The organism is Chitinophaga sp. RCC_12 (assembly GCF_041360695.1).
Classification (GTDB): Bacteria; Bacteroidota; Bacteroidia; order Chitinophagales; family Chitinophagaceae; genus Chitinophaga.
On record NZ_JBFUPS010000005.1, the window covers coordinates 115,110 to 128,569 of the forward strand.

At 48.0% G+C, this 13,460-nt stretch carries 10 protein-coding genes; 5 read left to right on the forward strand and 5 right to left on the reverse strand.

Annotation, left to right across the window (positions count from 1 at the left end; all coding sequences use genetic code 11):
* Positions 1–17 precede the first annotated feature (17 nt).
* From AB6805_RS16320 to AB6805_RS16340, 5 genes are all read right to left on the reverse strand, one after another.
* Positions 18–2,123 (reverse strand): TonB-dependent receptor plug domain-containing protein, encoded by a 2,106-nt coding sequence (locus AB6805_RS16320; protein ID WP_370910500.1) that lies wholly within the window; start codon positions 2,121–2,123, stop codon positions 18–20.
* A gap of 85 nt (positions 2,124–2,208) precedes the next feature.
* On the reverse strand, positions 2,209–3,219 hold the full coding sequence (locus AB6805_RS16325; RefSeq protein WP_370910501.1) for a FecR family protein: 1,011 nt from the start codon (positions 3,217–3,219) through the stop codon (positions 2,209–2,211).
* Between the two features lie 49 nt (positions 3,220–3,268).
* Positions 3,269–3,808: a sigma-70 family RNA polymerase sigma factor gene (locus tag AB6805_RS16330; RefSeq protein ID WP_370910502.1), complete on the reverse strand. Its 540-nt coding sequence runs from the start codon at positions 3,806–3,808 to the stop codon at positions 3,269–3,271.
* Positions 3,809–3,909: 101 nt separating this feature from the next.
* Positions 3,910–4,422 carry a hypothetical protein gene (locus AB6805_RS16335; protein WP_370910503.1) on the reverse strand — a complete coding sequence of 171 codons (513 nt, stop codon included), beginning with the start codon at positions 4,420–4,422 and terminating at the stop codon, positions 3,910–3,912.
* 108 nt (positions 4,423–4,530) lie between these two features.
* Complete coding sequence (locus AB6805_RS16340; protein WP_370910504.1) at positions 4,531–5,388, reverse strand: AraC family transcriptional regulator; 858 nt, start codon at positions 5,386–5,388, stop codon at positions 4,531–4,533.
* 137 nt (positions 5,389–5,525) lie between these two features.
* Between AB6805_RS16340 and AB6805_RS16345 the strand changes: the two genes are divergently transcribed.
* The 5 genes from AB6805_RS16345 to AB6805_RS16365 all read left to right on the forward strand — a co-directional run bounded on the left by AB6805_RS16345 (position 5,526) and on the right by AB6805_RS16365 (position 13,449).
* Complete coding sequence (locus AB6805_RS16345) at positions 5,526–7,055, forward strand: sodium:solute symporter (RefSeq protein ID WP_370910505.1); 1,530 nt, start codon at positions 5,526–5,528, stop codon at positions 7,053–7,055.
* Positions 7,056–7,074: 19 nt separating this feature from the next.
* Positions 7,075–8,019, forward strand: coding sequence for a dihydrodipicolinate synthase family protein (locus tag AB6805_RS16350; protein ID WP_370910506.1), 945 nt, complete (start codon positions 7,075–7,077; stop codon positions 8,017–8,019).
* An 87-nt stretch (positions 8,020–8,106) separates the two neighbouring features.
* Complete coding sequence (locus AB6805_RS16355) at positions 8,107–8,721, forward strand: RNA polymerase sigma factor (protein ID WP_370910507.1); 615 nt, start codon at positions 8,107–8,109, stop codon at positions 8,719–8,721.
* A gap of 259 nt (positions 8,722–8,980) precedes the next feature.
* Complete coding sequence (locus tag AB6805_RS16360) at positions 8,981–9,961, forward strand: FecR family protein (protein ID WP_370910508.1); 981 nt, start codon at positions 8,981–8,983, stop codon at positions 9,959–9,961.
* Positions 9,962–9,981: 20 nt separating this feature from the next.
* Positions 9,982–13,449: a SusC/RagA family TonB-linked outer membrane protein gene (locus AB6805_RS16365; RefSeq protein ID WP_370910509.1), complete on the forward strand. Its 3,468-nt coding sequence runs from the start codon at positions 9,982–9,984 to the stop codon at positions 13,447–13,449.
* The last annotated feature ends 11 nt before the right edge of the window (positions 13,450–13,460 follow it).

Sequence of the window (13,460 nt, forward strand, 5' to 3'; positions counted from 1 at the left end):
GGTAAGGAGAAGCATCGTTACCTACCTGCGCTGCCTCTTAATTTGATCATATTGATATTGGTAGAGGTGATGTGCGCCATTTCATTCAGCAGCACACTCAGTGAGGCCGACGGATAAAAGTAGGAAGCGGCATCAGGGAGGGTGCTGGACCAATCGGTACGGCCGGTTACATCCAGGTACGCCATTCCTTTGTATCCTATGTTCAGCATGCCGTAAAGACTGTTCACACCTTTTTCAAAAGTGCTGCTGTAGAAGTTGAGGTTGGCAGGAGAAATATTCTGGATGGTATATACGCCGGGCGTATTAAGACCGGTACCGTCCTTCGTAGAGGTGGTAACGTTGCTGCCTGTCTGGTAGCGCATATTACCACCGGCAGAAACGGAAACATCGAAATGATGAATGGCTTTTTTATAGGTAAGCAATACATCCATATTCCGCTCGTAGTTATCGAGGTTGATGATGCCATAGGCGCCACCGGGATTATTCAGGTAGCTGTTGGAAATTTTGGTTTCTCTTTTTTCGCCGTAGGTATCCAGTGCATACCGCGCCATAAAAGTAAGGGACGGCAGTATTTTCCAGTCGGCCCGGATATTACCAAACAACCGGTCTCTCACAAATCCGTTCTTTACTTCATACGCGAGGAAGTAAGGATTATTAAACACGCCGTTATATTGGGTGCGTTGCTGTAATCCTTCCTGCCCGGGCATCCAGTAGTTTGCCAGGTCGCGTATATCAATGTGCGGGGAAACGCTGTATACCGCCTGCAGCGGGTTGGCGCCACGGTCGCCGGCAGCGCGGTTGTTGGAGTTGTTGCGGCTGAAATCAATATTGGTACTTAAACTCAGCTTTGAGTTTACCTGCAGGCCGGAGTTCAGGCTCAGCGTATTTTTATAGAGATCGGTATTAGGAATAATTCCTTTGTTCGACATGTTTGCATAGGAAATGCGATAGGAGATCTTATCGTTGTTATTGGCAACAGAAGCACCGGCAATGGTAGTGATGCCGGTGTTCACGAAATTCTTCACGTTATCTTTGTGCGACACCAACGGCATCGGTATTTTTTTGCCGTTTGCATCGAGGGGACTGTTCCACTGCACTTCTTCATAACCCATATCCAGTTCGGCGCCGAAGGTGCCATCCACATTTTCCTGGATGATAGTGCCGAATGGATTGGTGAGCAGGTTGCCACTGCGGGAGAAAGGAATACCTGCCAGTTGACCGGAGCCGAATTTCGTTTGCCAGTTCAGGTATTTATAGGGAATATCGAATACGGAGTTTACATACGCATCAACGGTTACCGTATTAACTTTTCTGCCTGTTTTGGTGGTGATGAGTACTACGCCGTTGGCCGCGCGGGAGCCATACAATGCGGCGGCGCTGGGGCCTTTCAGGATGGTAACGCTTTCAATATTATCGGGGTTGATATCGGAAATGGCATTGCCATAATCCACCATGTTATCTTTACCGATCTGGCTGATGTTGTTCACCGTGTTGGCTACGGGTACGCCGTCTACTACAAATAGCGGCTGGTTATCGCTGCTGAGGGAGGTAGCGCCGCGTATGATCATGCTTACAGACGACCCGGTGGTACCGGTGGAGTTGATGGTAACGCCGGCCACTTTTCCCGACATGGAGTTGAGCAGGTTTTCCTGTGTTACGCGGTTAAATTCCTTGCCGCCCAGTTCTTCCACAGAATACCCCAGGGCTTTCTTTTCTCTTTTAATGCCCAGTGCCGTTACCAGCACCTGGCTTAACTCTTCTACTTTTTTTTTCAGGACCACCGATAAAGACAATTTGCTGGAGTCGTTGATCATATATCCGCGCAGCGTGTCGGTGGTATAACCCATTTGTGATAACACGAAATGATAGGGGCCGCCAGCAGGCAGTTTAGCAAATGTAAAGATGCCTTTTTCATTGGTGACGGTGGTGGCTAATACTTTATGGTCTGCATTCTCCATTTTCACCATCACACCGGGCAGGCTTTCATTACTTTCATTTTTGATGAGGCCAATGGCGGCAGGGCGCGGGTTTTGCGCCAGTGCGTTTCCGGCCATCAGTTGCCAGAGCAACAGCAAGAGCCAGATGATGGTGGTGGGGCGTGATTGTTTGATTTTTACACACATAATATGTTCGTTTTAGGCAAAAGGAAGTCCGTGCAGCCTCATGGAGGTTGCCTGTGTTGTAAGTATGGGAAATTAGTTTCCGGGATTATTGTACTATGTAGATAACATCATCTTTCTGATTAATAGTAAGATTATTTAACGTACCAATAGTTGTCAGGAACTCTTTTAGTGTTTCTTTGCTACTGTCGAATGTTCCGGTGAAATTCATGCCTGTAAGGCCGCTGGCTGTATATTGGATGCTGACGTGGTGTTTTTCAGACATCTGCCTGAAAACGCCTGTCAGCGGTTCATTGCTGAAAGTAATAATTTCGTTTATGCGTGAAGGTATTTTATCTTTTTTGATGACATCATTCACGGTTACCAGCATTTTTTGACGGTCGTAGCGCAGTGCCTGGCCGGGGCGCAGGTAAACGCCTGCTGCATGATCCGGTTTCACTACTACCTTGCCGCTGATCAGTTGAACTTGTGTGATCGCTTTCCGGTCCCACGCCGTTATTTTGAAAACCGTACCTAATGCGGTGGTGCCAAGCTGGCCTGCATATACGGTGAATGGCTGCTCTTTATTTCCGGTTACATGGAACAGGGCCTGTCCTTTTAAATAAACATCCCTGCGGTTGCCGGTGAACGGCTCCTGGTATTTCACTTCGCTTTGCGGGGCCAGTTCTACAACGCTGCCATCGCTCAGCTGCAGCGGCATTGTTTTACCGGTGTTGTTCATTACGGTACGTAATGCTGTTGCGGGAGCGGTATTTGTTTGCACGGGTTTTACCGCCATTGTTTTGTTGATAGGCAACGGGCGTAATATCGTCCATAGCAGTCCGCCGGAAATAATGAGCACAACGGCTGCTGCCGCTGCATACCAGCGCCTGTTTACCTGCTTCTTCTGAAAAGTCTGCCCTTCAATTACCGTCATCATTTTACCGGAAACCGCTTCCGGCAATAGCTCACCTGGCTGGAAGGAATGCCAGCTTTCTTCCGTTAAGTAAGGTTGTAAAGCCTCCGGATGCTGCGCAATGTATGCTTTTACCCATTGCTTCTCGGCTTCATTGCATTCATCCCGGAGAAACTTTTCAATAAGTGTTACTGAATGCTTCATAGTATGTATTCGTTTGAAAACGGTAAATCCCTCACTGCGTCACATTTAGTTAACAGATCAGCAGGAACAGCAGTAGCAGCAGGGAATTCTTTAACTGGCGGATCGCCCGTACAATGTGGTTTTCAACTGTTTTAGGGGAGATGGATAACTGCCTGGCAATTTCTTTATGCGGGAGACCTTCAAAGCGGCTGAGTTTAAAAACATTTTTCCGGATGGGGGATAGTTGTTCTATACTGTTATATACGCGCTTCAGTTCTTCCTTTACAGAGATATCTGTTTCCACATGCCAGTTGGTGTTATCCCTTACCAATGTTTGCGTATGGCGGTCGCGCACCTGTTGTTTGCGAAGGAGGTCGGTCATTACGCTTTTGCCTATACGAAAAATCTGTGTGGAGATATTAAAGCTGGTAGACAATCGTTCCCGCTTTTCCCAGAGGAGTATGAAAGTAAGTTGCACAGTTTCTTCCGCTATGTAAACGGAGTGTGTACATTTCAGAACGTAGAAGTAAAGTTTTGTGTGGTACTGTTGGTATACCATCTTAAAACTTCCGATATTCCCATTGATAATATCCTGTACAATACTTTCCATAATTGCCAGCAAATATCTGATCAGTCTAAACAAGATACAAGGAATTACCGATTATATTATTGTTATTTTCAACAATAGCATGCGATATCTCCGCGGTTCGTTTATTTCTTTAATTTTAATATTAGAGGTATAGTCGCTACACCGGGGATCGTTACCGTAAGGGAAAGATCCAGGTTGGTGCTGCTGATATTTTCAATCCAGTGCGGATCATTTTCTCCTTTGGCAGAAATGAGTTTTAACACCGAATCGTGTACGTCCAGGTCCCAGGTGCCGCTGTTGCCGGCAACAGGCAGGATCAGCGTGGTGCAGCCATCAATCGCAAAGGAGCCGTCGCCGTTAAACTGGTAGGTGTTATTCACGGTACAGGTGAACAGGGCGCCGCCAGGGCCGAGCAGGGGCGCCAATGCAATGATGCTGGTGCCTGCTGGAATGTTCTGTTTATTCAATTTAACGGCTACTGCCAGCACGATGTCCTGTTGTTTCCAGGTACCCGTCACCAGTTCATACTTAGGCGATTTTTGGGGTGTTGCAGGCTTATCTTTTTTACACGCGCCTGTAAACAGGCAGTATACAGGCAGTACAAGAAACAGATAACGGGGGATAAAAAAGCGCATGAGTGTTTGGTATTAAATGATGGAAGGAATTTCGTTCCTTCTATATATTCGTTTTGAAACGCCATATCCCTCACTGCTTCCCACTGCTTAACAATTGGGTAATATCATTCAGCCCTTATCCCTGAATTTTTTTGGGGATACCCCCATGATCAGTTTAAACGACCTGGAAAACGTGTATTGATCCGGGTAGCCCATTTCCTGCGCAATTTCTTTTACGGTCAAACGGGTATCTTTCAGCAGCTGGCTGGCCTTCTGCATCCGCAGGGAGGTGAACAGCTGGATGGGAGAGTAGCGTGTTTTTTCTTTAAAGAGGGCCGACAGGTACGATGCGGAAATACAGGTTTCCCTGGAGAGGTCGGCCAGGGTGAGGTGCTGGTCCAGCTTTTGTTTCATGAGCTGGATACATTGTTCAATAATATTATCTGCGCCCTTCTTCATATAATTGAAAACCGTGAGCCGGAAAGTGCCAAGGAAACTATAGAAGCGGAAATTGGCGTACAGCAGGTTCTCTATATTATTCATGAGGTCGAGATGATGGAGGATATCATCGAACTGTGCATTGCGTCCTACGAGAGGTGGTATAGTATGCGGTTTCAGGCCGGTGCCCAGGTAGCTGTATATGTCGTCTGCCAGCTTGCCGGAAAACTGCACGGCATAGATCCGCCACGGTTCCCCTTCAGCAGGACCGGAGCGGAAGGCGGCGCCTTTTGGAAAAAGCAGGTATTGATTGGGTTTGATAGTCACTTTCTTTTTCCCCGTTTCCAGCCATCCTTTTCCATGTGTTACATATAATAAGGTATACACCGGTGCGCCCTTTGGTTCACTGATTTCCAGGGCAGCATTTTCAGGATAGAGCCCAATGGTGGTGATAAAAAGGTTTCTACCAAGCGGATGCTTTTCCAGCTTGCGTTTCAGGTGGTCCGGTAAGTTCCAGGTGGTCGGTGTGTTGGCGGCCAGGTTGTTCATCTCAATAGTAATTTAAGCTATTCTTTTCATAACATTCAACATTGTTTGATCCATAAAAATTAGTAATCTTCGTGTAACGACTGTAATTTTTTTATCCACGTATTGAACTGGTTTTATCGACCAATCGGAGATTCATTATGCACCAACTGCCAATAATTGATCTGGCTGTAATTGCCATTTACCTGCTATGTATGATTGGAGTGGGGGTATGGTTTTCACGGAAAAACAGGAATGCGGCACAATTTACCACGGCGTCCGGAACTATACCGGGCTGGGCTTTGGGGCTTTCGTTGTATGCCACGTTTTTAAGCAGTAATACTTTTCTCGGCGTGCCGGGGAAATCATTTGGCAGTAACTGGAATGCTTTTGTATTCAGTTTATCTATGCCGCTGGCTGCTTTTATTGCAGCAAAATATTTTGTGCCGTTTTACCGCCGCAGCGGGGAAGTGAGTGCATACACGCACCTGGAACACCGGTTTGGCCCATGGGCCAGAACCTATGCGATGGTTTGTTTTATCCTGATGCAGCTTGCGCGGATGGGCTCTATCTTTTTTGGGGTAGCGCTGGCACTACAGGCGCTTACGGGACTTGAAATGCGTACTATCATGACCGTTACAGGGATATGCATCATTATATATACCGTGTTGGGAGGTATGGAAGCGGTGATATGGACGGAAGTACTGCAGGGTATTGTGAAAACTGCCGGCGCCGTAGTGATCCTCTGGCTGGTGATTACAGGCATGAATGATGGGGTGAAGGATATCTGGAAGATAGGAATGGCAGACGGGAAATTTTCACTGGGAAGTTTTTCCCTGCGGGATTTCAGCACGTCTACTTTCTGGGTGGTGTTCCTGTATGGCTTTTTTATTAACCTGAATAATTTTGGTATGGACCAGAACTATGTGCAGCGCTACCATACTGCCCGTTCAGAAAAAGAAGCGTCGCGCAGTATATGGCTTTGTGTGTATTGGTATGTGCCGGTGAGCATGGTGTTCTTTTTTATTGGCACAGCCTTGTATGCGTATGCGCAACAGCACCCGGAACTGCTGCTGGCGCTGAAACAGCAGGTGGCGGCGGAAAGGCAGGTACCGGTTGCATCGCTGCAGCCAGCCGATTACGGCGATAAGGTATTGCCCTGGTTTATGGTTACCAAAGTGCCGAAAGGACTCATGGGTTTAATCGTAGCAGCGATTCTTTCTGCGGCAATGAGTACGGTCAGCAGTGGTATGAACAGCACGGCTACTGTTTTTCTGAAAGATATTTATCAGCGGTATGTTGATCCGGAAATCACGCCTGCAAAGGAGATGCGGGTGTTGTATATCGCCACTACCTTATCGGGTTTGATGGCTATTGGTTTTGGTATTTCAATGATCGGTGTAAAGAGCATCCTGGACATGTGGTGGGAGTTGTCCGGCATATTTGCGGGAGGTATGCTGGGATTGTTTTTGCTGGGCATTATCTCCAAAACAAAAAATGCCATAGCGGTTACCGCTACCATCATTGGTATTGTAGTAATCCTGTGGATGTCGTTATCAAAGTATCTCCCCGCCGGGTTAGTCGGTCTGCGCAGCCCGTTGCATGCGCATATGATCATCGTGGTGGGAACTTTATCAATATTCCTGGCGGGTATGCTGCTATCGCGGCTGCAACGCTTTAAAACTTCCTGATTATTTAAACCCGTTTGTTATGCAAAAGAAATTTGTACCGGTGATGATCACCCCTTTTAATCTGAAAGCGCAGATTGACCATGACATGGTGGAGCACCTGGTAGATTTTTATCTGGATGCCGGCGTAAAGGGCTTTTTCGCCAATTGCCTGTCGTCCGAAATGTACAGTATCAGCGAGGATGAGCGACTGGAGCTCACCCGCCACGTAGTGCAGTATGTTAATGGCCGTGTGCCGGTAGTGGCTACCGGGTCCTTTGGCCTTACGATCAAAGACAAGGCGCTGTTTACACAAAAGATCTATGACACCGGTGTGGATTCCGTGATCATGATCACCGGGCACTTTGCGAACGTAGACGAACCGGATGCCGTACTGCTGCAAAGATTTGAGGAATTGTTTTCCCTCACCGGCAATATACCCTTAGGACTATACGAATGCCCGGCGCCTTATAAACGGGTGATTACACCGGAGATCCTGCAAACCTTACTGGCTACCAACCGCCTCATCTATCATAAAGATACTTCCTGCAAGGTGGAAAACGTGCGCGCCAAACTGGCCGTGACAGCGGGAAGCCGGCTGGAATTCTACGACGCCCATACGCCTAATGCGGTAGCCTCCATGCAAATGGGAGCAGCTGGCATGTCGTCTATCTCCGGAAATTTTTATCCTGAAATACTGGTATGGCTCTGTAATCATGTAAATGATGAAAGCCGGCAGGAAGATGTACATTGGATACAATCGGAGTTACAAAGAGTAGACCCGCTGATCCACGTAGCCTACCCGCTGAGCGCAAAATATTTTCTGCAGTTAAGGGGCATCCCGGTGCGCACCATCAGCCGCGCGCATGCGCTGGAGCTGACGCCGGAGCAGAAGGAAACCTTGCAGCAGATTTACCGTGATTTTAAAGGCTGGTGCGAGCGTTTACAGATCCGGGAAGTGGTGTCGGCGCCTTTGCCCTCACATTAAATCGATGTTATTTCTGACAGGAAGTTATGACGGCAACCGGCCAATGTGTAGTTTAGAGAAAGATCCTTATGCTAATTCACACAATAGATGTCAAGCAGCCCATACAATCCTCAGCAAGATGAACAGCTCCTGTGGGTCCGGCTCTGTAGCGGAGACCGGGACGCCTTCGGAGAAATATACCGGCGCTACTTCCCGTTGCTGTTCCGGTACTGTATCCGGTTTACAACAGACCGGGCGCTGGTAAAGGATATGTTGCAGGACTTCTTCTCGCAGTTATTTGCGCAAAGGGCCGGTCTTTCGCTTCCTGTCAGCCTGAAAAGCTACCTGATGGTATCCGCCAGGAGAAAGCTATTCAGGTACCTCGACAAGTCGGCCCACGGCCCTGCAAGTCTCGACGAAGGCGCCGCCTCTACTTTCGCCCTGGAGCTCTCCCCGGAAAGTATCCTCATCAACCGGCAGCATAGTGAAAACACCACCCGGTTGCTGCAACAAAAACTAAACGCCCTCACCCTCCGCCAAAAGGAAGCCGTATACCTGCGCTTCTACGAAGGCCTTTCCTACGAGGAAATCGCCGACATCATGGTATTGAAAGAAGTAAAGTATGCCCGCACCCTCATCTACCGGGCTATCGCCGAATTAAAGGAGCTGCTCGCACAGGACGAGGCCGCGGCGCGAATTTTGTCTTTCTCAGGATTACACTGATTTTACGGATTAATTTGATTTTACTTTTTGGATTTTTTATGATTTTATAAAGGAGAGAGGGAGATATAAGCGTATACAGTCGCTTATATCTCCCTTTGCTATTAAATCAAAAAATCCAAAAAAATCCAAAAAGTAAAATCAAATTAATCCGTAAAATCAGTGTAATCCTGAGAAAGACAAAATCCGCGGAAAAAGTTCCATTTCCGTGAGGGTATTTTCCGCATCCGCGTCTCTTACTATTGTACAAGGTGTTTTTTTTATGAACTATAGTGAATTTGAGGCAGCAGATTTTGCTGCGGATGACTTATTCCGTGCCTGGGTGCTGGAGGATACTGCTGCGGCTTTCTGGGAAAGCTGGATAGCGGTACACCCGGAGAAGGAGGCCGTGTTGCAGGATGCCCGCGCATTGGTGCTGGCACTACGGTTCCGTACCAACGAAGTAAGCATGGAAGAAATGGAGGCTGTGAAAGCCCGGATAGACCTGTTGCTGGACGAACCCGTTATTAAAAAAAATAACGTAGTTGTCCGCAGGCCGTGGTACTACGCACTGGCTGCCGCTGCTGCTGTGCTGCTGTTTGCCGGCATATGGTATGCACAGGGAAGTGAGCCATCCGTTGAAAACATTTTTGTTCAAACCGGCTTTGGTGAAACCAAAACCCTGCAACTGCCCGATGGCTCTGTTGTACAGCTGAATGCCAATTCATCTGTTTCTTATCCCCGCAAATGGACAAAGGAAAATGTAAGGGCCGTAACGCTCGATGGCGAGGCCTATTTTAATGTGTCTAAATCTCCCGCCGGGCTGCATCCTAAATTCCGGGTATTGATGCCGCAGGTAACTATTGAAGTAAAAGGAACCGCCTTTAATGTATATCACCGTCATGATCAGGTGAAGGTATTGCTGGAAGAAGGGAAGATTGTGGTGAACGACAGCCTGGATATGAAACCCGGCGATATGATGTCTTTTACACCGGGAGAACATCACCGGCTGCAGGCAGATCCCGTGCAGCTCACCGCCTGGAAGCAACGCCGGCTCCTGTTCAGGGATACGCCGCTGGCAAGCGTTGCGCAGCAACTGGAAGATATATATGGTTATAAGATTCAGTTCAGGAATAAGAAAATGGAAAGCCTGTTATTCACCGGCTCTGTGCCTGCTGATGATCCCCCGATGTTGTTGAAAGCTATAGCTACCGTGCATCAGCTGAAAATGAAACAAGATAATTCAGTCATCATTTTTGAATAAGGTTTTTAAAATTTACAGTTATGCAAAAGAGCTTTACGAAGCTTTATGCTCCCTGGAGAGCGATGCTGTTGTTGTTGCTGCTGCTGAACACCGAAACCAGCGCACAGCAATTAATGGTAAGAAGCGGAGATACTCCGGGGGAAGCAGGAACCATCCCACTCCGGCAAATGCTGACCAACCTCGAAACAAGGTTTAACATCAGCTTTAATTATTCGCCCACACAAGTGGCGGATAAATTTGTTGCGGGGAAACAACTCCGTGTTACCAACAGCAACCTGGAAGCACAGCTAACGAAAGTGCTTACACCACTGGGTTTGCAGGCGGTAAAATTAAGCGACCATGATTATGCGATCCGCCCTGCCGGCGGAGAAACAGGCGCCACAAAAATGCAGGAAGTAACCGTAAAAGGCATGGTAACCGATGAAAGCGGTGTAGCCCTTCCCGGTGTAAGCGTGCATGAAAAAGGCACATCCAATGGCACGGCCACTAACGTAGACGGACAGTTTACCATCAAAGTAGCCGGCAGCAATGCCGTTTTGGTATTCCGTTCCGTAGGCTATCAATCAAAGGAAACGGTGGCCGGCAGCGGTACACTGCAGGTACAGCTGGTGGCTACCATACGCAGTCTGGATGATGTGGTAGTTACCGCGCTTGGTATTAAACGCCAGGAGAAAGCGCTCGGTTACTCCATCGCCACGCTGAAAGGCGACCAGGTGAGCACGGTAAAAGAAGTAAACATTGCGAACGCTTTAGCCGGTAAAGTAACCGGTGTAAACGTAAGAAGCACCAGCTCCGACCCGGGCGGTACCTCGCTGGTTACCATCCGCGGGCAGAGCAGCCTGGAAGGCTATAACCAACCGTTGTATGTAGTAGATGGTATTCCTATTGCACCGGCGGTGCGTAATCCTAAACAGCCCGTAGGACAGGTAGTAGTGGATTATGGCAGCACCATCTCGGATATCAACCCCGATGATATTGCCAGCATCTCGGTACTGAAAGGCGCCAGCGCTTCCGCTTTATATGGCTCCCGTGCTATCAACGGCGTGATCCTCATCACTACCAAATCCGGCTCAGGTACTACAAAAGGATTAGGCGTTTCCGTTAACTCCAGCGCGATGTTTGATCAGCCCTGGCTGTTCCCGAAATTCCAGAATGAATTTGGTTCCGGCGACCGCGAAGGTTCTGATGAAACTATTTCTGACGCTTCCTGGGGACCGCGACTGAACACAGGCACCAAACACGTACAATGGAATAGTCCTTTGGATGCGAACGGACAGCCCATTCCTACCGACTGGGTATCTTACCCCGACCGGCATAAGGATTTCTTCCGCACCGGATCTACCTTCACCAACAACATTGCCATCACCGGTAATAACAAGGATGGTAACTTCCGGTTGTCGTTTACCAACCTGAAAAATGAAGGCATCATTCCCAATACCGACCTGAAAAGAAATACGCTCAACCTTGCAGCAGGATATAATTTGAATTCCAACATCAAGGTGAGTACCAATATCGGCTATACGAAAAACAGCAGCGGCAACCGGCCTACCTTTAACCGGGGAAGCGTGAGCAACATTGTATATACCACCACGCCTAACGTGGACATAAGGCAGCTGCGCAACTACTGGCTGCCCGGTAAAGAAGGATTGGAGCAGTTTTCACATGTGCCTGGATCTACCGATAACCCTTACCTCGTGGCATACGAATTTATCAACGGGTTTGACCGTGACCGTATGACAGGCAACGTGGAACTGAATATCCAGATCACGAAAGACCTCTCGCTCATGGGTCGTACCGGCATGGATCTTTATTCTGAAACCCGTGAAAGTAAACGGCCTTTCAGTGCGATAAAGAATCCAACCGGCGCGTATGCTTTTGAAACAGAATTTTTCAGGGAACAGAATACCGACTTCCTGTTAAGCTATAAGAAGAATATCAACTCAGATTTCTTTGTATCTGTTTCCGCAGGCGCCAACCGTATGAATCAAATCACTAAAGGCTCAAGCCAGAAATCAGAAGCACTGGTGATTCCCGGCTTGTACAATATTGCCAATGCCAAAGCCGGTTCGGTAGTAAATACTTCCGGCAGGTATACCAAACGTATCAACAGCGTGTATGGCATGGGGCAGGTGAGCTTCCGCAATTATGCATTTCTTGATCTGACTGCACGTAACGACTGGTCCAGCACATTGCCCGCCGGCAACAATTCCTATTTCTACCCTTCGGCTTCACTGAGCCTGATTGTATCTGATATGCTGGGCATTAAATCGGATGTGTTGTCTTTTGCAAAGATCCGCGCTAACTGGGCACAGGTGGGTGGCGATACAGATCCTTATAATTTGTACAACACCTTCAGCTTTGGCCAGGACTGGGACAAAACAAAACTGGCGAATATCAGCAACGTGTTGAAAAATAACCGGCTGAAGCCACTGATTGCTACCTCGCATGAATTTGGTGCAGACGTTCGTTTCCTGAAAGGAAGAATCGGCATCGACTTTACTTATTATAACACCGTAAACCGTAATCAGATCATCAAAATACCGGTAACAATGGCCACCGGGTATTCCAACATGGTGACCAACGCTGGTAGGATCAGGAACAAAGGTATTGAGATCGGGTTAAATGCAACACCGGTAGCAGGACCGTTCCGCTGGGATCTGCAATTAAACTATACCCGTAACCGTAATAAAGTGCTGAAGCTGATAGATGGCTTGAACAGCTACCAGTTAGGCAGTGCAGAAGGTATCCGGTTCCTGGTAGAAGAAGGTGCTGAAATGGGAGACATGTATGCACAAACCTGGGCTACTGTACCGGATGGTGAATTTAAGGGACAGCCTTTATTGAGTAGTGAAGGTGGTTACCAGCAGTTAAATGAGTATGTGAAGATAGGGAACTATAATCCTGACTTTATGCTGGGTATTAATAACACCTTTACCTACAAAGGATTTACCCTGAATGTACTGATCGACTGGCGCCAGGGCGGTAACTTCTTCTCTTATGTGGCAAAGAACCTGTTGAGCGATGGCCGCACACAAACCACTATCCCCGGCCGTGATCCGAAAACCGGTGGCCTCGCCTGGAAAGATGCGGATGGCAACAACCGTACAGATGGCATGATCCTTTTCGGTTATATAGATGACGGGAATGGCAAGTACAAGCTCAATGATAATGTTACAGATCCCGAAAACTATTATGGTGAATATTACTGGGACTATGCCGGCCGGTCTACTTTCGATGCCAGCTATGTAAAGCTCAGGGAAGCATCACTTACCTATACCTTTTCAAAGAAAACACTGGGCAAGCTGCCACTGGGCAACCTGAGCGTATCACTGATTGCACGTAACCTCTTCACCTGGACCGCTGCAGAACAGGGTTACGATCCGGAAACGGCGATGACGATCTCCAATGGTAGTTTCTCCCCGGGAGTAGCGAGCTGGGGATTGCCTTACACCCGTTCATATGGCGCTAAGGTAGGTTTCAATTTCTAAACCAATAATTA

Bases quoted from the DNA above. Each gene is read 5' to 3' on its own strand.
- AB6805_RS16345 (WP_370910505.1), top strand. From the start codon at position 5,526: ATGCACCAACTGCCAATAATTGATCTGGCTGTAATTGCCATTTACCTG.
- AB6805_RS16355 (WP_370910507.1), top strand. From the start codon at position 8,107: ATGTCAAGCAGCCCATACAATCCTCAGCAAGATGAACAGCTCCTGTGG.
- AB6805_RS16350 (WP_370910506.1), top strand. From the start codon at position 7,075: ATGCAAAAGAAATTTGTACCGGTGATGATCACCCCTTTTAATCTGAAA.
- AB6805_RS16335 (WP_370910503.1), bottom strand. From the start codon at position 4,422: ATGCGCTTTTTTATCCCCCGTTATCTGTTTCTTGTACTGCCTGTATAC.
- AB6805_RS16330 (WP_370910502.1), bottom strand. From the start codon at position 3,808: ATGGAAAGTATTGTACAGGATATTATCAATGGGAATATCGGAAGTTTT.
- AB6805_RS16320 (WP_370910500.1), bottom strand. From the start codon at position 2,123: ATGTGTGTAAAAATCAAACAATCACGCCCCACCACCATCATCTGGCTC.
- AB6805_RS16325 (WP_370910501.1), bottom strand. From the start codon at position 3,219: ATGAAGCATTCAGTAACACTTATTGAAAAGTTTCTCCGGGATGAATGC.
- AB6805_RS16340 (WP_370910504.1), bottom strand. From the start codon at position 5,388: ATGAACAACCTGGCCGCCAACACACCGACCACCTGGAACTTACCGGAC.
- AB6805_RS16365 (WP_370910509.1), top strand. From the start codon at position 9,982: ATGCAAAAGAGCTTTACGAAGCTTTATGCTCCCTGGAGAGCGATGCTG.
- AB6805_RS16360 (WP_370910508.1), top strand. From the start codon at position 8,981: ATGAACTATAGTGAATTTGAGGCAGCAGATTTTGCTGCGGATGACTTA.